This is a genomic window from Streptococcus oralis ATCC 35037 (assembly GCF_900637025.1).
GTDB lineage: Bacteria > Bacillota > Bacilli > Lactobacillales > Streptococcaceae > Streptococcus > Streptococcus oralis.
The window spans coordinates 1,858,534-1,881,850 of sequence record NZ_LR134336.1 but is presented as its reverse complement, the minus strand read 5'-3'; the positions used below and the strand labels follow the sequence as shown (position 1 = coordinate 1,881,850).

At 42.6% G+C, this 23,317-nt stretch carries 17 protein-coding genes and 1 pseudogene; 15 read left to right on the top strand and 3 right to left on the bottom strand.

Annotation, left to right across the window (positions count from 1 at the left end; all coding sequences use genetic code 11):
- Positions 1–12 precede the first annotated feature (12 nt).
- From EL140_RS09325 to EL140_RS09300, 6 genes and pseudogenes are all read left to right on the top strand, one after another.
- Positions 13–4,470 carry a Spy0128 family protein gene (locus EL140_RS09325; RefSeq protein WP_000239559.1) on the top strand — a complete coding sequence of 1,486 codons (4,458 nt, stop codon included), beginning with the start codon at positions 13–15 and terminating at the stop codon, positions 4,468–4,470.
- Between the two features lie 172 nt (positions 4,471–4,642).
- On the top strand, positions 4,643–5,101 hold the full coding sequence (locus EL140_RS09320) for a CtsR family transcriptional regulator (protein ID WP_001211261.1): 459 nt from the start codon (positions 4,643–4,645) through the stop codon (positions 5,099–5,101).
- Position 5,102: 1 nt separating this feature from the next.
- Positions 5,103–7,535: pseudogene (locus tag EL140_RS09315) on the top strand (ATP-dependent Clp protease ATP-binding subunit).
- A gap of 146 nt (positions 7,536–7,681) precedes the next feature.
- Positions 7,682–8,740 (top strand): AAA family ATPase, encoded by a 1,059-nt coding sequence (locus EL140_RS09310; protein ID WP_000730569.1) that lies wholly within the window; start codon positions 7,682–7,684, stop codon positions 8,738–8,740.
- Between the two features lie 9 nt (positions 8,741–8,749).
- Positions 8,750–9,529, top strand: coding sequence for a nicotinamide riboside transporter PnuC (pnuC, locus tag EL140_RS09305; RefSeq protein WP_000860151.1), 780 nt, complete (start codon positions 8,750–8,752; stop codon positions 9,527–9,529).
- A gap of 1 nt (position 9,530) precedes the next feature.
- Positions 9,531–10,304, top strand: coding sequence for an NUDIX domain-containing protein (locus EL140_RS09300; protein WP_000763399.1), 774 nt, complete (start codon positions 9,531–9,533; stop codon positions 10,302–10,304).
- Positions 10,305–10,348: 44 nt separating this feature from the next.
- Here EL140_RS09300 and EL140_RS09295 read toward each other — a convergent pair whose 3' ends face one another.
- Positions 10,349–10,579: a hypothetical protein gene (locus EL140_RS09295; protein ID WP_000933125.1), complete on the bottom strand. Its 231-nt coding sequence runs from the start codon at positions 10,577–10,579 to the stop codon at positions 10,349–10,351.
- A 265-nt stretch (positions 10,580–10,844) separates the two neighbouring features.
- Between EL140_RS09295 and EL140_RS09290 the strand changes: the two genes are divergently transcribed.
- Both EL140_RS09290 and EL140_RS09285 read left to right on the top strand, forming a co-directional pair.
- A complete protein-coding gene (locus EL140_RS09290; protein WP_000730911.1) occupies positions 10,845–11,528 on the top strand; it encodes a hypothetical protein in 684 nt (227 codons plus the stop codon).
- Between the two features lie 125 nt (positions 11,529–11,653).
- The gene (locus EL140_RS09285; RefSeq protein WP_000752820.1) at positions 11,654–12,340 is read left to right on the top strand and encodes a YoaK family protein; all 687 of its coding nucleotides are present in this window, start codon (positions 11,654–11,656) and stop codon (positions 12,338–12,340) included.
- 56 nt (positions 12,341–12,396) lie between these two features.
- On the opposite strand, the gene dusB is transcribed toward EL140_RS09285, so the two are convergent.
- Together dusB and hslO are read right to left on the bottom strand one after the other, a co-directional pair.
- Complete coding sequence (gene dusB / locus EL140_RS09280) at positions 12,397–13,377, bottom strand: tRNA dihydrouridine synthase DusB (RefSeq protein ID WP_000183305.1); 981 nt, start codon at positions 13,375–13,377, stop codon at positions 12,397–12,399.
- Positions 13,364–14,236, bottom strand: a complete 873-nt coding sequence (hslO, locus tag EL140_RS09275) for an Hsp33 family molecular chaperone HslO (protein ID WP_000357833.1) — start codon at positions 14,234–14,236, stop codon at positions 13,364–13,366. Before hslO ends, dusB begins: the two co-directional genes overlap by 14 nt.
- Before the next feature lie 164 nt (positions 14,237–14,400).
- On the opposite strand from hslO, the gene EL140_RS09270 reads away from it, so the two are divergent.
- From EL140_RS09270 to dltB, 7 genes are all read left to right on the top strand, one after another.
- Positions 14,401–15,828 (top strand): AcpB/EbpR/MafR family transcriptional regulator, encoded by a 1,428-nt coding sequence (locus EL140_RS09270; RefSeq protein ID WP_000280557.1) that lies wholly within the window; start codon positions 14,401–14,403, stop codon positions 15,826–15,828.
- A gap of 156 nt (positions 15,829–15,984) precedes the next feature.
- Complete coding sequence (gene glpK, locus EL140_RS09265) at positions 15,985–17,493, top strand: glycerol kinase GlpK (protein ID WP_000076796.1); 1,509 nt, start codon at positions 15,985–15,987, stop codon at positions 17,491–17,493.
- A gap of 51 nt (positions 17,494–17,544) precedes the next feature.
- Positions 17,545–19,371: a type 1 glycerol-3-phosphate oxidase gene (gene glpO / locus EL140_RS09260; protein WP_000395895.1), complete on the top strand. Its 1,827-nt coding sequence runs from the start codon at positions 17,545–17,547 to the stop codon at positions 19,369–19,371.
- Positions 19,372–19,438: 67 nt separating this feature from the next.
- A complete protein-coding gene (locus EL140_RS09255; RefSeq protein WP_000975172.1) occupies positions 19,439–20,143 on the top strand; it encodes an MIP/aquaporin family protein in 705 nt (234 codons plus the stop codon).
- A 226-nt stretch (positions 20,144–20,369) separates the two neighbouring features.
- On the top strand, positions 20,370–20,501 hold the full coding sequence (locus tag EL140_RS09250; RefSeq protein WP_000730286.1) for a teichoic acid D-Ala incorporation-associated protein DltX: 132 nt from the start codon (positions 20,370–20,372) through the stop codon (positions 20,499–20,501).
- Positions 20,502–20,521: 20 nt separating this feature from the next.
- Complete coding sequence (dltA, locus tag EL140_RS09245; protein WP_002875292.1) at positions 20,522–22,072, top strand: D-alanine--poly(phosphoribitol) ligase subunit DltA; 1,551 nt, start codon at positions 20,522–20,524, stop codon at positions 22,070–22,072.
- Positions 22,069–23,313 (top strand): D-alanyl-lipoteichoic acid biosynthesis protein DltB, encoded by a 1,245-nt coding sequence (gene dltB, locus EL140_RS09240; protein ID WP_000970393.1) that lies wholly within the window; start codon positions 22,069–22,071, stop codon positions 23,311–23,313. The genes dltA and dltB overlap by 4 nt, the downstream gene beginning before the upstream one ends.
- Positions 23,314–23,317: the final 4 nt, after the last annotated feature.

Sequence of the window (23,317 nt, the reverse complement as noted above, 5' to 3'; positions counted from 1 at the left end):
AAGGAGGATAATGTGGTGAAAAAGAGAACTAGCAAACTCTTTCATGGCTTGATGGCCTTGCTACTGGTTGTGTCGGTCTTTTTGCCTGCACTAAGACTTAATGGCGTTGTTAGTGCTGCCGAAAAAACTGAATCAGAGTACACTTTGACTACTGAGCCAACGATTAATACGAACCGTTTAGTCGATCATGCCAAATATGGTGAAGGTAAGTTCTATCTTAAAACAACTTACGCATTCCCAGACAATGTAACTCTGAATAACGGTGATTTCATGGTTTATCACGTTCCAAATGAGTTCAAAATCGAAGTAGATTCTACTACAGATTTGAAAGCTCCGAACGGTGAAACGATTGCATCGCTGACAACAGAGAAGGCAACGAATACTGCTAAGATTACAGTAACAAACGAAGAGTACTTTAAGAAGTTTAATGAGAACAAACAAATTGTTGCATCATTTACTGTGGTATGGGCAGACCATGTTGAAAAGAACAAGGAATATGAAATTAACATTCCTGGTGCAGGAGTTTACCATTTGACTCGTATCGTTCCAGACGTTGACCCAACTGGATTTACTAAATGGGGAGTTCAAGACTCAGACGATCCTAACTATGTAAACTGGCGTATCCGTGTTAACCGCTATGCAAAATCTTACACTGGTGTTAATATCCAAGATACTATTCCAGATGGGCAAGTTCTTGCAAGTGAAATCACTGGTTACTACTTCCCAGACTGGGAAAATGGTTACGGAAGAACAAAATTGGATAGTGCTCATGTCCAAGTAACAGATAAGAACCATTTCTCAATTACACCTAACGGTGATGGAACTCTTGATCATAAAGGTTTGTTCATCCTATACCGTACTCGTTTGACTAAACCAGTTGACCAAGTTACTAAACGTGTACTAAATAACGTGTCGGTAACTACAAACGAGGAAGCTCAACCGATTGATTTTGAAGGTTTTGCACCAATTACCACAACAGACGGTATTGGTGGAGGCGCCAAATCGGATGAGGTAGCTTTAGAAGTAACTAAGAAACTTGAAGGTAAAACTCTTGAAAAAGATGCATTTAGTTTCCAACTTCTAGATGACAAAGGTAATATTTTACAAACTGTCAAAAATGATGAGAATGGTAAAGTGAAGTTCGAGGCAATCAAATACAAAGAAGCAGGAACTTTTAAATATACCATTAAAGAAGTTAATGATAACAAACCTGGATACACTTATGATGCGAACGTCCTTAAAGCGACTGTAACAGTAGAAGATGTTTTGGGTGAAAAATTAGCGAGCGTCAAATTTGAAGATTCTAAGAAAGAATTTACAAACACATACGCTGCTAAAGAAGCAAAACTTCAACTTGAAGCTAAGAAAGTCTTGAACGGTAAAGCTATTGAAGCTGGCCAATTTGAATTTGAGTTGAAAGAAAACGGAACAGTTCTCCACACTGTTTCAAACGATGCAAAAGGTAAGATTCAATTCCCAGAACTTACGTTCACAAAAGAAGAAACTCGTACATTCACTATCACTGAAAAAGCAGGTGATGTAGCCGGAGTTGAATACGATCCAAATGCTTATGAAGTGACAGTAGTCGTTAAAGATAACGGTCAAGGTCAACTCGTTGCAACTGCAACAGGTGCTGACAACCTTACTTTCACAAACGTTTATAAAGCTAAACCAGCTAAAGAAACTATCACAGCTACTAAAGTCTTGAACGGTAAAGCGCTTGAAGCAGACAAATATGAGTTTGAACTTAAAGAAGGTGACAAAGTAGTCGCAACAGCTAAGAATGCTGCAGACGGTACTGTTACTTTCCCAGCAATCAGCTATGATGCTGCAGGCCCTCACACTTACACAATTACTGAAAAAGCAGGTAGTGAAGCAGGTGTGACCTATGATAAAACTTCTCACACAGTAACTGTTGATGTTAAAGATAATGGTCAAGGACAACTTGTAGCAACAGTTACAGATAACAACCCAACCTTCACCAACACTTATAAAGCAGCTCCAGCAAAAGCTACTATCACAGCTAAGAAAGTCTTGGATGGTAAAGCTCTTGAAGCTGATAAATACGAATTCGAACTTAAAGAAGGTGACAAAGTCGTTGCAACAGCTAAAAACGCTGCAGACGGAACTGTTACTTTCAAGGAAATCGAATACAAAGAAGCAGGCGACCACACTTACACTATCTCTGAAAAAGCAGGTAGCGAAGGAGGTGTGACATACGACACTGCTACACATGAAGTGACAGTAAACGTTACAGATAACGGTCAAGGTCAACTTGTTGCGGCTGTTACAGGTAACAACCCAACTTTCACCAACACTTATAAAGCAGCTTCAGCAAAAGCTACTATCACAGCTAAGAAAGTCTTGAATGGTAAGGCCCTTGAAGCTGGTAAATATGAATTCGAACTTAAAGAAGGTGACAAAGTCGTTGACACAGCTACAAACGCTGCCGACGGTACTGTGACTTTCAAAGACATTGAGTACGCAGCAGTAGAAAACCACACTTACACTATCTCTGAAAAAGCAGGTAGTGAAGGAGGTGTGACATACGACACTGCTAAACACGAAGTTAAGGTAGCAGTTACAGATAACGGTCAAGGCCAACTTGTTGCGGCTGTTACAGGTAACAATCCAACCTTCACCAACACTTATAAAGCAGCTTCAGCAAAAGCTACTATCACAGCTAAGAAAGCCTTGAATGGTAAAGCTCTTGAAGCTGATAAATACGAGTTTGAACTTAAAGAAGGTGACAAAGTCGTTGCGACAGCTAAAAACGCTGCCGACGGTACTGTAACTTTCGAAGCTATTGAATACGCAGTAGCAGGTGACCACACTTACACTATCACTGAAAAAGCAGGTAGCGAAGGTGGTGTGACATACGACACTGCTACACACGAAGTGACAGTAAACGTTACAGATAACGGTCAAGGTCAACTTGAGGCGGCTGTTACAGGTAACAACCCAACTTTCACCAACACTTATAAAGCAGCTTCAGCAAAAGCTACTATCACAGCTACTAAAGTCTTGGATGGTAAGGCCCTTGAAGCTGGTAAATACGAATTCGAACTTAAAGAAGGTGACGAAGTCGTTGCGACAGCTAAAAACGCTGCCGACGGTACTGTTACTTTCGAAGATATCAAGTACGCAGCAGCAGGCAACCACACATACACTATCACTGAAAAAGCAGGTAGCGAAGCAGGTGTGACATACGACACTGCTAAACATGAAGTGACAGTAAACGTTACAGATAACGGGCAAGGCCAACTTGTTGCTACTGTTACAGGTAACAACCCAACCTTCACCAACACTTATAAAGCAGCTTCAGCAAAAGCTACTATCACGGCTACTAAAGTCTTGACTGGTAAAGCTCTAGAAGCTGATAAATACGAGTTTGAACTTAAAGAAGGTGACAAAGTCGTTGCGACAGCTAAAAACGCCGCAGACGGAACTGTGACTTTCGAAGCTATCGAATACGCAGCAGCAGGTAACCACACTTACACTATCACTGAAAAAGCAGGTAGCGAAGCAGGTGTGACATACGATACTGCTAAACACGAAGTTAAGGTAGCAGTTACAGATAATGGTACAGGCCAACTTGAGGCAGCTGTTACAGGTAACAACCCAACCTTCACCAACACTTATAAAGCAGCTTCAACAACTGTAAACATCACGGCTACTAAAGTCTTGACTGGTAAAGCTCTTGAAGCCGGTAAATATGAGTTTGAACTTAAAGAAGGTGACAAAGTAATCGGAACAGCTACAAACGCTGCAGACGGTACAGTTGCTTTCGCAGGTATTGAGTACAAAGAAGCAGGTAGCCACACTTACACTATCTCAGAAAAAGCAGGTAGCGAAGCAGGTGTGACATACGATAAATCTACTCACAATGTAACAGTAAACGTTACAGATAACGGTGCAGGCAAACTTGTTGCGACTGTAACTGACAACAACCCAACCTTCACCAACACTTATGTTGCATCTTCAACACAAGTAACTTTCACAGCTAAGAAAGTCTTGAAAGGTGATAAAAAGCTTGTAGAAGGTCAATTTAAGTTTGAACTTAAAGAAGGTGATAAAGTCGTTGAGACAGCTACAAACGCTGCAGACGGTACTGTTACTTTCAAAGCTATTAAGTACAACGAAGCAGGTAAGCACACTTACACTATTACTGAAGTAGATAGTAAGGAAGAAAATGTGACATACGATACTGCTAAACATGAAGTGACAGTTGAAGTGGTTGACAACGGTACAGGCCAACTTGTAACAACAGTTACAGGTAACAACCCAACCTTCACTAACACGTATACTGAACCGAAAAAAGAAGAACCTAAGGAAGGTCCTAAGGGTGAACAACCTAAGAAAGATTTGCCAAACACTGGTGGAGCAGACTTTACAGCATTCTCTACTATTCTTGGTCTAGTTCTTGCAGCTTTGGCAGGACTTGTATACCGTGCTAAAAAAGTTGACTAATCTTAACTTTGAATAAAGCAAAATGATGGTGACCGTTTTACGGTCCCATCTTTTTGTTTTTGGATATTTTATAATAATCTTCGCAACTTGCTCCCTTTTCCTTTAAAAAAATCAAAAATTTCGGTATAATAGTCAAAGATGGTCAAGGTTCAAAGAAGGAGTTTGATTTACTATGAGATTTAAAAATACATCAGATCATATCGAAGCCTACATCAAGGCGATTTTAGACCAGTCTGGTATTGTGGAATTGCAACGGAGCCAGTTAGCAGATACCTTCCAGGTTGTACCGAGCCAGATCAACTATGTCATCAAGACCCGCTTTACGGAAAGCAGAGGTTACTTGGTTGAGAGCAAGCGTGGTGGCGGAGGCTACATTCGCATAGGGCGGATTGAATTTTCCAGTCATCATGAGATGCTCCGCGATTTGCTTTACTCGATTGGTGAGCGAGTTAGTCAGGAGATCTATGAGGATATTCTCCAGCTTTTGGTGGAGCAGGACTTGATGACCAAGCAGGAGATGACCTTGCTGGCATCTGTGGCAACAGATCGTGTCCTAGGGGAAGAATCCTCAGTTGTCCGTGCCAATATGCTCCGACAGCTATTACAAGAGGTAGATAGAAAAGAGAAGTAAGATGAACTATTCAAAAGCATTGAATGAATGTATCGAAAGTGCCTACATGGTTGCGAGCCATTTTGGAGCCCGTTATCTAGAGTCATGACATTTGTTGATTGCCATGTCCAATCACAGTTACAGTGTGGCAGGTGCAACTCTAAATGATTATCCTTATGAAATGGATCGTTTAGAAGAGGTTGCGTTGGAACTGACTGAAACGGACTATAGCCAAGACGAAACCTTTACGGAATTACCCTTTTCCCATCGTTTGGAGGTTCTCTTTGCAGAAGCAGAGTATGTGGCCTCAGTGGTCCATGCAAAGGTGCTAGGGACAGAGCATGTATTATATGCAATCTTGCATGATGGCAATGCCTTGGCGACTCGCATCTTGGAGAGAGCAGGCTTTTCTTATGAAGACCAGAAAGATCAGGTCAGAATTGCTGCTCTTCGTCGCAATCTAGAAGAGCGTGCAGGATGGACAAGAGAAGATCTTAAGGCTTTGCGTCAACGTCATCGCACAGTAACTGACAAGCAAAATTCCATGGCCAATATGATGGGCATGCCTCAAGCTCAAAGTGGTGGTCTAGAGGACTACACGCATGACCTGACGGAGCAAGCGCGCTCTGGCAAGTTAGAGCCAGTTATAGGTCGAGACAAGGAAATCTCACGTATGATTCAGATTTTGAGTCGGAAGACCAAGAACAATCCGGTCTTGGTTGGAGATGCGGGTGTCGGGAAAACAGCTCTAGCACTTGGACTTGCTCAGCGTATTGCTAGTGGGGATGTGCCTGCGGAAATGGCCAAGATGCGTGTTCTAGAGCTTGATTTGATGAATGTTGTTGCGGGGACACGTTTCCGTGGAGATTTTGAAGAGCGCATGAACAATATCATCAAGGATATAGAGGAAGATGGCAAAGTGATCCTCTTTATCGATGAACTCCACACCATCATGGGTTCTGGTAGCGGTATTGACTCGACTCTGGATGCGGCTAATATCTTGAAGCCAGCCTTGGCTCGTGGAACTTTGAGAACGGTTGGTGCAACCACTCAGGAAGAATACCAAAAACACATCGAAAAAGATGCTGCCCTTTCTCGTCGGTTTGCCAAAGTGACGATTGAAGAGCCAAGTTTAGCTGACAGCATGATCATTTTGCAAGGTTTGAAGGCTACCTATGAGAAACACCATCGTGTGCAAATCACAGATGAAGCTGTTGAAACAGCTGTTAAGATGGCGCATCGTTACTTGACCAGTCGTCACTTGCCAGACTCTGCTATCGACCTCTTAGATGAAGCAGCAGCAACAGTGCAAAACAAATCCAAGCATGTGAAAACAGACGAATCCGACTTGACTCCAGCTGACAAGGCCTTGATGGATGGCAAGTGGAAACAAGCTGCTCAGCTAATCGCAAAAGAGCAGGAAGTCCCTGTCTATAAAGACTTGGTAACAGAATCTGAAATTTTGACTACCTTGAGTCGCTTGTCAGGTATCCCAGTCCAAAAACTGACGCAAACGGATGCCAAGAAATACCTTAATTTGGAAGCGGAATTGCACAAACGTGTCATTGGCCAAGATCAAGCTGTTTCAAGCATTAGCCGTGCCATTCGCCGCAACCAGTCAGGTATTCGTAGTCACAAGCGTCCGATTGGTTCCTTTATGTTCCTAGGGCCGACAGGAGTCGGTAAGACCGAATTGGCCAAGGCTCTGGCAGAAGTCCTCTTTGATGACGAATCAGCCCTTATCCGCTTTGATATGAGTGAGTATATGGAGAAATTTGCGGCTAGCCGTCTCAATGGAGCACCTCCTGGCTATGTGGGCTACGAGGAAGGTGGGGAGTTGACCGAGAAAGTTCGCAACAAACCTTACTCTGTGCTCCTCTTTGACGAGGTAGAGAAGGCTCACCCAGATATCTTTAATGTCCTCTTGCAGGTTCTGGACGACGGTGTCTTGACAGATAGCAAGGGACGCAAGGTGGATTTTTCAAATACCATTATCATCATGACGTCAAACCTTGGTGCAACAGCCCTTCGTGATGACAAGACGGTCGGCTTTGGCGCGAAAGACATTCGTTTTGACCAGGAAAATATAGAAAAACGCATCTTTGAAGAGCTGAAAAAAACTTATCGACCAGAGTTTATCAACCGTATTGATGAAAAGGTAGTCTTCCATAGCTTGGATAGCGAACATATGCAGGAAATTGTCAAGATTATGGTTAAACCATTGATTGCTAGCCTGGCAGAGAAAGGCATCGACTTGAAACTGCAAGCTTCGGCCCTGAAGTTGCTAGCTAGTCACGGTTACAATCCAGAAATGGGAGCTCGCCCACTTCGCAGAACCCTGCAAACAGAAGTGGAGGACAAGTTGGCAGAACTTCTTCTTAAGGGAGAATTAGTGGCAGGCAAGACTCTCAAGATTGGTGTCAAAGCAGGTCAATTAAAATTTGATATTGCTTAAAAATGGAGAGTCAGGAGCAGTCCTGATTCTTTTTTTGCTACTTTTTTATAAAAAATGATAAAAAACTATTGACAAAACAAAAATATAGTATATAATAAAAACATAGAAAATAAAAATATCAAAAATTATAAAAAGGTAAAACGTTTATGAAAAAGAAAACAGCAGTGGTATTTGGGACCTTTGCCCCTCTTCATCAGGGTCATATCGATCTGATCCAGCGAGCGAAGCGTCAGTGTGACCAGGTCTGGGTAGTCGTTTCAGGCTATGAGGGAGACAGAGGGGAGCAGGTAGGTTTAAGTCTTCAAAAACGATTTCGCTATATCCGAGAGGCTTTTCGTGATGACGAATTGACCTCTGTCTGCAAGCTGGATGAGACCAACCTTCCCCGTTACCCTATGGGCTGGCAGGAGTGGTTGGACCAGATGTTAGCGGAGATTTCCTATGATGAAAACCAGCAAGAACTGATTTTCTTTGTGGGAGAAGCAGACTACCAGCAAGAACTAGCTAAACGTGGATTTGGCACCGTCTTGCAAGAAAGAAAGTTTGGTATCTCAGCGACTATGATTCGAGAAAATCCAAGCAAATATTGGAAATATATCGCTCAACCCTTCCGTCGTCAGTTTACCAAGAAAGTGTTGATCATGGGAAGTGCTAGCAATGGGAAGACCACTCTGGCCAAGGATTTGGCAAGGTATTACGATGCACCCGTTAGTCTGGAATACGCGCGTGAGTACCAGATCAAAAACAATGTCCGCGACGATGAATTGACTCCAAAGGATTATTATTATCTCCTTTTAGGGCAGTATGACCAGACCTCCAAGTTAATCGATAGTAATGCCAATCGAGGCCTTGTGATAGCCGATACCAACTCCTTGGTAACCAAGGGCTACTATGACTATTACATGGAGACTGAGGACCAAGAGGACTTATCAGGAGAAACCTTTGACAATCTCTTTGCCTCTATCTTGGCCAAGGAAAAATGGGATTTGATTCTCTTCGTGCAACCTGTCGGCTCCTATGTCAATGACGGATTTAGAGATATGACCATGGCAGAGGACCACATTCGCTACAGTTTTTCCCAGCATTTGGACCAGATGAGAGAGCGATACTTAACCACTATTCCACTAGTTTATCTAGCGGAGGATTACCTAGGCAATTATGAAGTAGCCAAAGTGGCTATTGATGCCATTTACCAAGCAGATTAGGAGAAAATTATGAAAACAGTAACTAAAAAAATCACACAATTTATCGAAAACTTTAAAAACGTCCATGCGGAAGCCCGCAAGATTGGTTTTGTAGGAATCATGCGTTTGCTCTGGAAAGATCTCTTTGTCGGCCGTAGTCTTTTCCAGTGGTTGTATCTCATCGCCTTGTCAAGTGTTCCCTTGATCTTGGAATTCACACAAAATACGGAAAGTCATGACTGGCTAAGCTTGTTTGCATCTTGGACTGGTATTGTCTGTGTTATCTTGGTAGCAGAAGGGCGTGCAAGCAATTATCTCTTTGGGGCCATTAACTCTGCTATCTACTTGATCTTGGCCATGAACGCGACTTTTTATGGAGAAGTTTTGACGACCGTTTACTTCTTTGTCATGCAGCCGATTGGTCTCTATGCTTGGTTGTCCAATCGTATCAACGACCAAGGAAAACCAGAAGAATCCCACTTTGAAGCTAAGAAATTATCTGTTCTTGATTGGCTCAAGTACTTGGCCTTGACTGCTATTATCTGGATTGGTATGGGCTTGGCTTATCAAAGTATCAATAGTGCTCGCCCTTTCCGTGATAGTGTTACCGATGCGACCAATGGCGTTGGTCAGCTTTTGATGACACGTCTCTACCGTGAGCAATGGATTTTCTGGATTGCCACCAATCTCTTTAGTATTTATCTCTGGTGGGGTGAAAATATCCACATCCAAGGGATGTACTGGGTTTACACACTCAATAGTCTAGTGGGATGGTACCAATGGACCAAGGCAGTTCGAAAGGAGGCATAAGATGGCAGACATAAAGATTCCAGCCGGGATGACGGAAAAAGAATATTATGAAATCCATGCCAGTCAGGAGGAGTTTTTAGACTGGTACTACAAGCAGGAACTCCCTCAATATGAAAAACCAAGTGTGACAGTGGATATGGTAGCCTACTGCTTTGTCGAAGGAAAAATTAAACTCTTGCTAATCCGTCGCAAGGCCCACCCTTATCAAAACTGTTTGGCCTTAGTTGGAGGCTTTATGGACAAGGGAGAAGATGCTGCGCATGCCTGTCAGCGCGAGGTGAGAGAAGAAGTCAATCTCGATCTACCTTTGGAGAAAATCGAGCAATTGATGACGGTATCGACCCCCGGTCGTGATCCACGGGGCTGGACAGTGACCATTGCCCACTTAGTGTACCTACCTAGTCGTGCCTTAGACCTCGTTCAGGCGGGTGATGATGCCAAGGATGTCGTTTTTGTAGATGTCAATTTTCAGACAGGCAAATGTTTCCTAGAGGGAGTGGAGCTGGACGAGCAAGCCTTCGCCTTTGACCATTATGCCATTATCCAAGAATCCATCAAACGAATTCAAGGCCGTCTCGACTGGAATCCGACCTTCCTCTATCTGCTGGAGGAGGAATTCACTGTCTACGAAGGGACTGAACTGGTCAATCTCATCAATCCCGGTCGCCCAATTGTCAGCAATAACTTTCTCGTAAAATACGGCGAATACGTAGAAGAAGTTGGACTCAAACGAGTACCCAAAAAGAAACCAAGAAAAACCTATCGATTGAAATAAAGAGGTCGGGAAGAGTTCCCGACCTCTTTATTTATCATCATTTTTTATGAATGGCTATCTTTCTTAGGATTACTCAACATGTGAGTAAAGAAGTCTTTGTATCGATACTTGAGATAGATCTCATGTAAAAATAACAAAGCGATATAAACAATCAAAAAGATTGCAGTCAGATAGAAGACATCAAATGCAGTTCGCGCATAGTAAGTGGCTGATTGATAAGAGCCAATAGCTCCCAAAATCAACCAAGGAAGATACTTGTAATACTTATTTAGCATAAGAGTGCACCTCCTATATTCTATTTCGATGTTATTATATTCCTTTGTCTAATACAATGCAAGCGATTACACAAAGATGATGTAAAAAATAGGACTCTTATCTAAAAAATTTTCTATTTTTTCGTTTCGATTACGAATAGAAATAGTAGAGAGAAATTTTTTAAAATAGTTTCTCTAAATAGTTGACAGATTCAAAGTCCAATGTTACAATTATATTACAAAAAGATTTCTTAATATTTCAAAAATGTTACAAAGGAGTAGAAAAATGAAAAAGAAAACCTATATCAAATTGATGGCAGCGACTGTATTGGCTTCTACCTTGCTACTAGGAGCTTGTGGAAATAAAAATGAAACCACTCAAACCAGTAGCTCTGCCAAGACAAGTCAATCATCAAGTTCTAAAGCAGCCTCTTCTAGCAAAGAAAGCAAGACACAAAAATCTTCAAGCTCAGCTTCATCTGAAAAGGTTCAGGCATCTTCAGGTCAGTCTTCTACAACGCCAGATCAGTCACAAGCGAAACCAGCACCTGAATCAAGACAAGAACAAGCAGCTCCTAGTCAACAAGCTCCATCTCAGGCACCTTCAACTCAGCAAGGTTCTCAAGCTCAGTCTAACCAGTCAGGCTATGATCCAACAACTGACCGCCAACTTCAAGACAAGCAAGCAGAACACAACAAACGCTACAAGGGTGTTTTAACCATGGTCGATGGTGATTTCTCAGCAGCTGCAGGCAACTGGAAGGGAGCAAATGGCGAAACTATTACGGTTTCATCAGGGGGCCAGTTTACAGTAGAAACTGCAGATGGAAAGAAAGAAAACTATTCTATCAGAGGCTACTCTTACACTCTTGATGATGGCAAGTATAATGCCAAAATCGGTGGCGGAAAAATCATTCAAATTACAACAGGTGCGGATGGTAAAGTTTCAAGCGTTGCCTTGATTCAATAATAAAATTTGGTGTTTTAACTCTTACTAGAAATCGTTCTGTAAAAGAGTGAGTCAACTGTTTTTCACTTAGTTTCTCCAAGAGAAAGTGGTATAATAAAAAATCAAAGGAGAACGAGTGATAATACATGGCAGATGAATTAATCTTACCTCAAAACACACGATTGATGGGAGTATTTCTTGGATTTGTAGGTGGTTCTTTGGATGTGTTTTGCCATATTCAATACCATAGTTTGGTAGCGACACAGACAGGGAATATTCTCCTACTGATATCTGATTGGCACGACTCAAATGTCATCAATACGATGCTACGATTCTGCTCCATTATTTTCTTTTCTCTAGGATTTCTGTTTGCATTGCACATGAAAGAATACCGCAAAACGGCTTACTGGCGGGTTAAGATGCTGCTCCCTTTATTTATTGGAACTCTTATTCTCCCTTTCTTTTCACGATTTCCTCTATTAGAAGTTCCTTGCATCGCTTTTGGAACAGGAATGATGATGTTAACATTTACGGGCAGTTTGATTGAAGATCATCCCTATGTCATTTTTATGACGTCTGGAAATTACCGAAAGATGTTGACTGCTTTGTATCGCATTGCTAGAAGAGAAGGAAATATCCAAGAATACCGTCGTCAGGCCTTAAATTATGGGATTGTTGTGGGAAGTTTCATAGTGGGCGCAATCAGCTTGGCTGTATTGATGCATTTTCTTCATGAATGGTCTATATGGATTGTCAGCCTCAATTTGTTTTTGATTATGTCCTATTATATAGCTAGAGTGAAGCAATTAGATTTACAAGATGAAAATATATAAAAAACGGCAAGACTCATTTTTGAGCTTTGCCGTTTTTTTGAGTTGTAGATGTAAGACTATGCTTTGTCTAATTGCAAGAGGGCTTCAATCTCTGCTAGGGTGCTAGCTTGTGAAATGGCTCCACGAAGTTTGGCTGCACCAGATGTACCCCGGAGATAGTGAGGGGCGAGGCCGCGGAATTCACGAACGGCTACGTTTTCCCCTTTGAGGTTAATTAAGCGTTTCAAGTGTTCGTAAGCAATTTTCATCTTGTCTTCAAAAGTCAAATCAGGGAGTATTTCTCCCGTTTCAAAGTAGTGATTGATTTGGTTAAAGAGGTAAGGATTTCCCATGGCTGCTCGGCCAATCATAACTGCGTCAGCACCAACTTCTTCGACACGCTGTTTAGCGTCTTGAACCGTACGAATGTCACCGTTGGCGATAAATGGAATCTTGGTCAAAGCTTGAGCGACCTTGTGAAGGGTCTCGAGGTCAGCGTGACCAGTATACATTTGCTCACGGGTACGACCGTGCATAGCAAGGGCAGAGACACCAGCAGCCTCAGCGGCGAGAGCATTTTCTACTGCCAGAGATGGGTCAGCCCAGCCGGTACGCATTTTGACAGTAAGTGGGATATCAAGGACAGACTGGACTTTGTTGATGATAGAGTAGATTTTGTCTGGATCCTTGAGCCACATAGCGCCAGCTTCATTCTTCACGATTTTGTTAACTGGGCAACCCATGTTGATATCGACGATATCGGTCTTGGTGTTTTCTTGGATGAATTCTGCTGCGCGTGCGAGGCTGTCTTCATCGCTACCAAAAAGTTGGATAGAGACAGGGTTTTCGCCTTCATCGATATGAAGCATGTGCAGGGTTTTTTCGTTGTTGTATTGGATTCCCTTGTCAGAGACCATTTCCATGACAACGAGTCCAGCTCCGAGCTCTTTTGCGATGGTACGAAAGGCTGAGTTGGTGACACCAGCCATGGGCGCTAAAACAGTACGATTGGGAATCTCAACATTGCCAATCATAAAGGGTGTATTAAGATTTGTCACGAATGAGTTCCTCCAGGTCGTTTTCATCAAAGTTATAAGTTGTTTGGCAGAATTGACAAGTGATTTCTGCCCCGTGGTCTTCCTCTTTCATTTCTTCAAGGTCTGAATTTGGAAGGCTGGCAAGAGCGTTCATAAAACGATCTTTGCTGCAGTCACATTGGAAACGAATTTCTTCTTCAGAAAGACGTTTGTAGGATTCGTCGCCGTAGATAGCCTTTAGAAGGGCTTCGATATGGTCGTCGCTTTCTAGAAGAGTTGAAATGGCTGGCATTTCTTGGATGCGTTTCTCAAAGCGGGCAATCTCTTCTTCCTTGGCCCCTGGCAATACTTGGAGAAGGAAGCCACCTGCGACTTTGACCTTGTCGTCTTTATCCAAAAGAACATTGAGGCCGACGGCTGAAGGAGTTTGTTGACTTTCGGTCAGGTAGTAGGCTAAGTCTTCACCGATTTCTCCAGAGATGAGAGGAGTCATGGAGTTGTAAGGATTTCCAGTACCATAGTCTGTGATAACGAGGAATTGACCGTTTCCAACAAAAGGTCCGACTAGGACTTCACCTGTTGCGGTCTTTTTGATGTCAACACCTGGATTTTGAACGTAGCCTTTGACATTTCCCTTGGTATCTGCGACCGTGATGATGGCACCGAGAGAGCTCGTTCCAAGAACTTTTACAGTAATCTTGGTATTTCCTTTTTCATTGGCTGCGAGAATTTGGCTAGCGATAAGGGTACGGCCAAGTGCAACAGTTGAACTGGCTTGAGTTTGATGTTTTTCTTGAGCAGTGCGGACGGTTTCAGTGCTATCAAGGACAAAAGCACGAAAGGCTCCGCTTTCTGATATTGTTTTAATAATTTTATCCATAGCTACTATTTTAGCATAAAAATGCTCAAAGGGGGAGCCGTGTGTTTGCTGTTTCTGTGGAATAAGGACGAGGAAATCAGCTTTAAAATAAAATGAGAAACAGATTATTTCAGCATTTGAAAGATTTATGCTATGCTTGAAGGAGAAAATGAAAGGGGTAACAAATGTATTTAGGTGATTTGATGGAAAAAGCCGAATCTGGCCAATTTTTAGTCCTTTCCTTTCTATTACAAGATTCGCAGACAACAGTCAAGGAAGCCATGGAAGAAACAGGTTTTTCAAAGGCGACCCTAACCAAGTACATTTCTCTGATTAACGAAAATGCCTGGGAAAGAGGACTAGAGCTGACCATTCACTTGGAAGATGAAAATCTGCGTTTGTCAATTGGTGCAGATACCAAGGGAAGAGAGATTCGGAGCTTGTTTCTAGACAATGCCATTAAGTACCAAATTTTGGTTTACCTTCTCTATCACCAACAGTTTCTAGCTCATCAGTTGGCTCAAGAATTGATGATTAGCGAGGCCACGCTTGGTCGCCACTTAGCTAGTCTAAATCAGATTTTGTCAGAGTTTGACTTATCCATCCAAAATGGCCGTTGGCGAGGTCCGGAGCATCAGATTCGCTATTTCTATTTCTGTCTTTTCCGCAAGATTTGGTCCAGTCAGGAGTGGGAAGGTCATATGCAGAAAGCTGAGAGAAAACAAGAGATTGCTACCCTAGAAGAAATCTGCGGTACTAGCTTGTCTTCAGGTCAGAAATTGGACTTGGTTCTCTGGGCTCACATCAGTCAACAGCGTCTTCGGGTCAATGCCTGTCAGTTTCAAGTCATAGAAGAAAAAATGCGGGGGTATTTTGACAATATTTTCTATCTTCGTTTGCTTCGAAAGGCTCCGTCCTTTTTTGCTGGGCAACACACCCCTCTAGGAACTGAGGATGGTGAGATGATGGTATTCTTTTCATTTCTCCTTTCCCATCGTATCTTGCCCCTTCATACTATGGAGTATATTCTTGGTTTTGGAGGGCAATTAGCCGATTTGCTGACACAATTGATTCAAGAAATGAAGAAAGAGGAGTTGCTGGGGGACTACACAGAGGACCATGTCACCTATGAACTTAGTCAGCTTTGTGGTCAAGTCTATCTATATAAGGGCTATATTTTACAAGATCAGTACAGATACCAGACAGAGAATCGCCATCCCTATTTGCTGATGGAACATGATTTTAAAGGGACTGCAGAGAGAATTTTTCATATCTTGCCAGGCTTTCATCAGGGAACGGATTTGGATAAGAAAATTCTCTGGGAATGGCTCCAGTTGATAGAGTATATGGCAGAAAATGGTAGCCAACATATGAGGATTGGTCTGGATTTGACATCTGGTTTCCTTGTCTTTTCTAGGATGGCTGCCATTTTGAAACGGTATTTGGAATACAATCGTTTCATTACTATTGAAGCCTATGACCCCAGTCGACATTATGATTTGTTAATTACCAACAACCCCATTCATAAGAAAGAACAGACTCCGGTCTATTATTTAAAAAATGATTTGGATATGGAGGATTTGGCGAAGATTCGTCAGATGCTCTTTGCTTAAAAGGCCTGAATTTTCAGGTCTTTTTTGTGAAATTCGCACAATCTCCTCACATTTTTTTAAAATTTTAAAAAAATTGATAAACAAGAAAGCGCTTTATTTTGTATACTAGTTACTGTAAAGAGGAACCCCCTCAAGATTTTATCAGGAGGACAGCACATGTCACAAGAAAAATACATCATGGCTATTGACCAGGGAACGACCAGTTCTCGTGCCATCATTTTTAACAAAAAAGGAGAAAAGGTCAGCTCTAGTCAAAAAGAGTTCACTCAGATTTTCCCTCAAGCAGGTTGGGTTGAGCACAATGCCAATGAAATTTGGAACTCTGTTCAGTCAGTTATCGCGGGTGCTTTCATCGAAAGTGGTGTGAAACCAAGTCAAATCGAGGCCATCGGGATTACCAACCAGCGTGAAACAACTGTCGTCTGGGATAAGAAAACAGGTCTCCCTATCTACAATGCTATCGTTTGGCAATCACGCCAGACAGCTCCTCTGGCTGAACAACTAAAAAGCCAAGGTTATGTGGAAAAATTCCATGAAAAGACTGGTTTGATCATTGATGCTTATTTCTCTGCTACCAAGGTTCGTTGGATTTTGGACCATGTAGAAGGCGCTCAAGAGCGAGCAGAAAAAGGAGAATTGCTCTTTGGTACTATCGATACTTGGTTGGTTTGGAAATTGACTGACGGTGCGGCTCATGTGACTGACTACTCAAATGCGGCTCGTACCATGCTCTATAACATTAAAGAACTCAAATGGGATGATGAGATTTTAGAAATCCTCAACATTCCGAAGGCTATGCTTCCAGAAGTTCGTTCTAACTCTGAAATCTACGGCAAGACTGCTCCATTCCATTTCTACGGTGGAGAAGTGCCAATTTCAGGTATGGCTGGGGACCAACAGGCAGCCCTCTTCGGTCAGTTGGCCTTTGAACCTGGTATGGTCAAGAATACTTATGGAACAGGTTCTTTCATCATTATGAACACTGGTGAAGAGATGCAGTTGTCTGAAAACAACCTTTTGACAACGATTGGTTACGGAATCAACGGCAAGGTTTACTATGCCTTGGAAGGTTCTATCTTTATCGCAGGAAGTGCCATTCAGTGGCTTCGTGATGGACTTCGCATGGTTGAAAATTCACCAGAGTCTGAAAAATATGCTCTCAATTCTCACAACAATGACGAAGTTTATGTCGTACCTGCCTTTACAGGTCTAGGGGCTCCATACTGGAACCAAAATGCTCGTGGTTCGGTCTTTGGCTTAACTCGTGGAACAAGCAAAGAAGACTTTATCAAGGCAACTTTGCAATCTATCGCTTATCAAGTACGTGACATCATCGACACCATGCAAGTGGATGCGCAGACTGCTATTCAAGTCCTCAAAGTCGATGGTGGTGCTGCTATGAACAACTTCCTCATGCAGTTCCAGGCTGACATTTTGGGAATCGATATTGCCCGCGCTAAAAACTTGGAAACAACTGCCCTCGGTGCAGCCTTCCTAGCTGGTTTGGCAGTGGGTTACTGGAAGGATTTGGACGAGTTGAAACTCTTGAACGAGACAGGAGAACTCTTTGAGCCATCCATGAACGAATCGCGCAAGGAACAACTCTACAAGGGCTGGAAGAAAGCTGTGAAAGCAACGCAAGTCTTTGCGGAAATCGATGACTAATAACAACTAATACTGGGAGAATAAAGCGACTCAGTTAGAAAGTGTGTAAATATGGAATTTTCAAAGAAAACACGTGAATTATCAATTAAAAAAATGCAGGAACGCACCCTGGACCTCCTGATTATTGGTGGTGGGATTACAGGAGCTGGTGTAGCTTTGCAGGCGGCAGCTAGTGGACTTGACACTGGATTGATTGAAATGCAGGACTTCGCAGAAGGAACATCTAGCCGTTCAACAAAATTGGTCCACGGAGGTCTGCGTTACCTCAAGCAATTTGATGTGGAAGTGGTGTCAGATACAGTTTCTGAGCGCGCGGTGGTTCAACAAATCGCTCCACACATTCCAAAACCAGATCCAATGCTCTTGCCAGTTTACGATGAGGATGGAGCGACCTTTAGCCTCTTCCGTCTCAAAGTAGCCATGGACTTGTATGACCTTTTGGCAGGTGTTAGCAACACGCCAGCTGCCAACAAGGTCTTGAGCAAGGAAGAAGTCTTGGAACGCCAGCCAAACTTGAAGAAAGAAGGCTTGGTAGGAGGCGGGGTTTACCTTGACTTCCGTAACAACGATGCGCGTCTCGTGATTGAAAACATCAAACGTGCCAATCAAGACGGTGCCCTCATTGCCAACCACGTTAAGGCAGAAGGCTTCCTCTTTAACGAAAGTGGCAAGATTACAGGTGTTGTAGCTCGTGATTTGTTGACAGACCAAGTCTTTGAAATCAAGGCTCGTCTGGTTATCAACACGACAGGTCCTTGGAGCGACAAGGTACGTAATTTGTCCAATCAGGGAACACAATTCTCACAAATGCGTCCAACTAAGGGAGTTCACTTGGTAGTGGATTCAAGCAAGATCAAGGTTTCACAGCCGGTTTACTTTGATACAGGTTTGGGAGACGGGCGTATGGTCTTTGTTCTCCCACGTGAAAACAAGACTTACTTTGGTACAACGGATACAGACTACACAGGCGATTTGGAACATCCAAAAGTGACGCAGGAAGATGTGGATTATCTACTTGGCATTGTCAACAACCGCTTCCCAGAAGCAAACATTACCATTGATGATATCGAAAGCAGCTGGGCTGGTCTTCGTCCATTGATCGCAGGCAATAGCGCTTCTGACTACAATGGAGGAAATAACGGAACCATTAGCGATGAGAGCTTCAATAGCTTGATTGCGACTGTCGAAGCTTATCTATCGAAAGAAAAAACGCGTGAAGATGTTGAATCTGCTGTCAGCAAGCTTGAAAGCAGCACATCTGAGAAACATTTGGATCCATCTGCAGTTTCTCGTGGTTCGAGTTTGGATCGTGATGACAATGGCTTGTTGACCCTTGCTGGTGGTAAAATCACAGACTACCGTAAGATGGCTGAAGGAGCTATGGAGCGCGTGGTTGACATCCTCAAAGCCGAATTTGACCGTAGCTTTAAACTCATCAACTCGAAGACTTACCCTGTTTCAGGTGGAGAATTGAACCCAGCAAATGTGGACTCAGAAATTGAAGCCTTTGCGCAACTTGGAGTTTCACGTGGTTTGGATAGCAAGGAAGCTCACTATCTAGCAAATCTTTACGGTTCAAATGCACCGAAGGTCTTTGCCCTTGCTCACAGCTTGGAACAAGCGCCAGGACTCAGCTTGGCAGATACCTTGTCCCTTCACTATGCAATGCGCAATGAGTTGGCTCTTAGCCCAGTTGACTTCCTCCTTCGTCGTACCAACCACATGCTCTTCATGCGTGATAGTTTAGATAGCATCGTTGAGCCAGTTTTGGATGAAATGGGACGATTCTATGATTGGACAGAAGAAGAAAAAGCAGCCTACCGTGCGGATGTCGAAGCAGCTCTTGCTCAAAACGATTTGGCAGAACTAAAAAATTAAAAAAGGAAAAGAGGTGGAGGGCAGCATTCCTTGTCGCCCGCCCCTTCTTTTAAATGGAGACAAAGATATGATGAAAGAATTATTTGGAGAATTTTTGGGGACCTTAATCCTCATCCTCCTAGGAAATGGAGTTGTAGCAGGTGTGGTTCTTCCCAAAACTAAGAGCAACAATTCAGGATGGATTGTGATTACTATGGGATGGGGAATTGCTGTAGCCGTTGCGGCCTTTGTATCTGGCACGCTCAGTCCAGCCCACCTAAATCCAGCTGTGACGTTTGCGATGGCCTTAAAAGGAACGCTCTCTTGGGCTTCTGTTTTCCCTTATATCCTAGCCCAATTCGCAGGAGCGATGGTGGCTCAGATTTTGGTTTGGTTGCAATTCAAACCACACTATGAGGCGGAAGAAAACTCAGGAAATATCCTAGCGACCTTTAGTACTGGACCAGCAATCAAGAACACAGTATCCAACTTAATCAGCGAAATCCTTGGAACCTTTATTTTGCTCTTGACAATCTTTGCCTTGGGGCTCTATGACCTTCAGGCAGGATTAGGGACCTTTGCAGTGGGGACCTTGATTGTTGGTATCGGTCTTTCACTAGGTGGGACAACGGGTTATGCCTTGAACCCAGCTCGTGACCTTGGACCTCGTATCATGCACAGCATCTTGCCAATTCCAAACAAGGGAGATGGGGACTGGTCTTATGCTTGGATTCCTGTTGTAGGACCTATCCTCGGAGCGGCCCTAGCAGTTCTCGTATTTTCACTTTTCTAAGATAAAAGAGTGATTGGCAACAGAGTTTGAGATGGAAATCTCAGGCTCTTTTTTGATGGCCAAAACATTAATATTTTAACTTATCTTAAAATAAGCTAAAACCAATTTTTAAGTTATGGTAAACAGTTGAAAAAAAGGTTGATAAAGTGGTAAAATGTTAGGAAGATAAGGCAGTAATTGCTGATTTGCATAGCTTTTCTGAAAATTTACAAAAAAGAAGTCGAATATGAAAAAAAAGAGAACATTTTATATTTTTTGTGCTCAAACATTTCTGTATTTCGTTATTTTGCTTGGTTTGCTTTATTTTTTTAGTTACCTTGGACAGGGGCAAGGTGGCTTTATCTATAACGAATTTTAACTCAAAGGAGAAAACCTATTGTGTCAAATAAATCCATAGTTGATATGATTGAAACGATTGAGCACTTTGCTCAGACACAAGCCAGTTATCCAGTTTACAATGTTTTGGGGCAAGAGCATACTTATGGTGATCTGAAGGCTGATTCGGATAGTTTGGCTGCAGCTATCGACCAACTAGGCTTGCCTGAGAAATCTCCAGTCGTCGTTTTTGGTGGTCAGGAATATGAGATGTTGGCTACCTTTGTAGCGCTAACTAAGTCAGGTCATGCCTACATTCCAATTGATAGCCATTCGGCCTTGGAACGAGTTTCTGCTATCGTAGAAGTTGCAGAGCCAAGCTTGATTATTGCTATCTCAGATTTTCCATTAGAGCAAACTAGCACACCGATGCTGAATTTAAAGCAAGTCCATGAAGCTTTTGCTCAAGCTTCCAGCTACGAGATGACCCATCCAGTCAAGGGAGATGACAACTACTACATCATCTTTACTTCTGGTACGACTGGTAAGCCAAAGGGAGTGCAGATTTCCCATGATAATCTCCTCAGCTTTACCAACTGGATGATTACAGATAAGGAATTTGAGACGCCAAGTCGTCCACAAATGCTGGCTCAGCCCCCTTATTCTTTTGACCTATCTGTCATGTACTGGGCGCCAACCTTAGCACTGGGTGGCACGCTTTTCGCTCTTCCATCTGCCATTACTCAGGACTTCAAAAAACTCTTTGCGACAATTTTTTCCTTGCCAATCGCTATCTGGACCTCGACGCCTTCCTTTGCAGATATGGCCATGTTGTCAGAAGACTTTAATAGTGAGAAAATGCCAGGAATCACGCATTTCTACTTTGATGGTGAAGAATTGACGGTCAAAACAGCTCAAAAACTACGTGAGCGGTTCCCAAATGCTCGTATTATCAATGCCTACGGTCCAACAGAAGCGACAGTAGCTTTGTCAGCAGTTGCTGTAACAGACGAGATGTTGAAGACTCTCAAACGCCTGCCAATCGGCTATACCAAGGCGGATTCTCCAACCTTTGTCATTGATGAAGAAGGTAAGAAAGTTCCAAATGGTGAACAGGGAGAAATCATTGTTTCTGGACCAGCTGTTTCAAAAGGTTATATGAATAATCCTGAAAAAACAGCAGAAGCTTTCTTTGAGTTCGAAGGTCTTCCGGCCTACCACACAGGGGATGTAGGAACTATGACAGATGAGGGCTTGCTTCTCTATGGTGGACGCATGGATTTCCAAATTAAGTTTAATGGCTATCGCATTGAGCTTGAAGATGTCTCTCAAAACCTCAACAAGTCTCGCTTTATTGAGTCGGCTGTGGCTGTTCCACGTTATAACAAAGACCACAAGGTACAAAATCTGCTGGCCTATGTTATCCTAAAGGACGGTGTTCGTGAACAGTTTGAACGCGATATCGATATTACCAAGGCTATTAAGGAAGATTTAGCAGATATCATGATGTCCTATATGATGCCATCTAAGTTTCTCTATCGAGACAGTTTACCACTAACGCCTAATGGTAAAATTGATATCAAGGGCTTGATTAACGAGGTAAACAGTAGATGATGGAGCTTTATAAACAGCTACCTCATTTGGAACCTTATGGTGATCTTCAGTACTTTTTATACGTAATTGTTGCGACTTTACCTATCTTTATCGGTCTTTTTTTCAAGAAGCGTTTTGCCTTATATGAGGTGCTCGTTAGTCTTTTCTTTATCGTCACCATGTTGGTTGGTGGAAAGACGAATCAAATAAGCGCTTTGATCCTTTATGTTATCTGGCAAGTACTTCTTGTATCTTTCTACAAAAGGTACAGGAAAAAACGGGATAGTAAATGGATATTTTACCTGATTAGCTTTTTATCCCTATTGCCAATCGTCTTTGTGAAAGTATCTCCTGCTATTCATGGACCTCAATCTTTGTTTGGCTTTTTAGGGATTTCTTACTTGACCTTTCGTGCAGTTGGGGTTATCGTTGAGTTGAGAGACGGTGTCATCAAGGAATTAACGATCTGGCAATTCTTACGTTTTCTTCTTTTTATGCCGACTTTCTCAAGTGGTCCCATTGATCGTTTTAAACGCTTCAATGAAAATTACGAGACCATTCCTGAGCGGGATGAGCTGATGGATATGCTAGAGGAGGCTGTCAAATATATCATGCTTGGCTTCCTCTACAAGTTTATCTTGGCTCACATTTTAGGAGAGACATTATTGCCTCCGCTGAAAAATTTGGCCTTGCAGACAGGTGGTTTCTTTAACCTCTACGCTTTAGCGGTCATGTACACCTTTGGTCTGGAGCTCTTCTTTGACTTTGCGGGCTACTCTATGTTTGCCTTAGCCATTTCAAACTTGATGGGTATTCATAGTCCTATCAACTTTAACAAGCCTTTTTTGTCAAGGGATTTAAAAGAGTTTTGGAATCGCTGGCACATGAGTCTGTCTTTCTGGTTCCGTGACTTTGTCTTTATGCGGATGGTCATGGTGTTGACCAGAAAGAAGGTCTTTAAAAATCGCAATATCACTTCAAGTGTAGCCTATATTCTCAATATGCTGATTATGGGATTTTGGCATGGTGTGACCTGGTACTATATCGCCTACGGACTTTTCCATGGGATTGGGCTAGTCATCAATGACGCTTGGATTCGTAAGAAAAAAGCGCTCAATAAAGAACGGAAAAAAGCTGGAAAGGGTTCCTTACCTGAGAATCGCTGGATTCAGTTGCTTGGCATGGTTGTCACCTTCCATGTCGTGATGGTTTCATTCTTAATCTTTTCTGGATTTTTGAATGATTTGTGGTTTAAAAAATAAAAGG

Coding starts and splice junctions, on each gene's coding strand:
- EL140_RS09320 (WP_001211261.1), top strand. CDS start 4,643: ATGAGATTTAAAAATACATCAGATCATATCGAAGCCTACATCAAGGCG.
- EL140_RS09310 (WP_000730569.1), top strand. CDS start 7,682: ATGAAAAAGAAAACAGCAGTGGTATTTGGGACCTTTGCCCCTCTTCAT.
- pnuC (WP_000860151.1), top strand. CDS start 8,750: ATGAAAACAGTAACTAAAAAAATCACACAATTTATCGAAAACTTTAAA.
- EL140_RS09300 (WP_000763399.1), top strand. CDS start 9,531: ATGGCAGACATAAAGATTCCAGCCGGGATGACGGAAAAAGAATATTAT.
- EL140_RS09295 (WP_000933125.1), bottom strand. CDS start 10,579: ATGCTAAATAAGTATTACAAGTATCTTCCTTGGTTGATTTTGGGAGCT.
- EL140_RS09290 (WP_000730911.1), top strand. CDS start 10,845: ATGAAAAAGAAAACCTATATCAAATTGATGGCAGCGACTGTATTGGCT.
- EL140_RS09285 (WP_000752820.1), top strand. CDS start 11,654: ATGGCAGATGAATTAATCTTACCTCAAAACACACGATTGATGGGAGTA.
- hslO (WP_000357833.1), bottom strand. CDS start 14,236: ATGGATAAAATTATTAAAACAATATCAGAAAGCGGAGCCTTTCGTGCT.
- EL140_RS09270 (WP_000280557.1), top strand. CDS start 14,401: ATGTATTTAGGTGATTTGATGGAAAAAGCCGAATCTGGCCAATTTTTA.
- glpK (WP_000076796.1), top strand. CDS start 15,985: ATGTCACAAGAAAAATACATCATGGCTATTGACCAGGGAACGACCAGT.
- glpO (WP_000395895.1), top strand. CDS start 17,545: ATGGAATTTTCAAAGAAAACACGTGAATTATCAATTAAAAAAATGCAG.
- EL140_RS09255 (WP_000975172.1), top strand. CDS start 19,439: ATGATGAAAGAATTATTTGGAGAATTTTTGGGGACCTTAATCCTCATC.
- EL140_RS09250 (WP_000730286.1), top strand. CDS start 20,370: ATGAAAAAAAAGAGAACATTTTATATTTTTTGTGCTCAAACATTTCTG.
- dltB (WP_000970393.1), top strand. CDS start 22,069: ATGATGGAGCTTTATAAACAGCTACCTCATTTGGAACCTTATGGTGAT.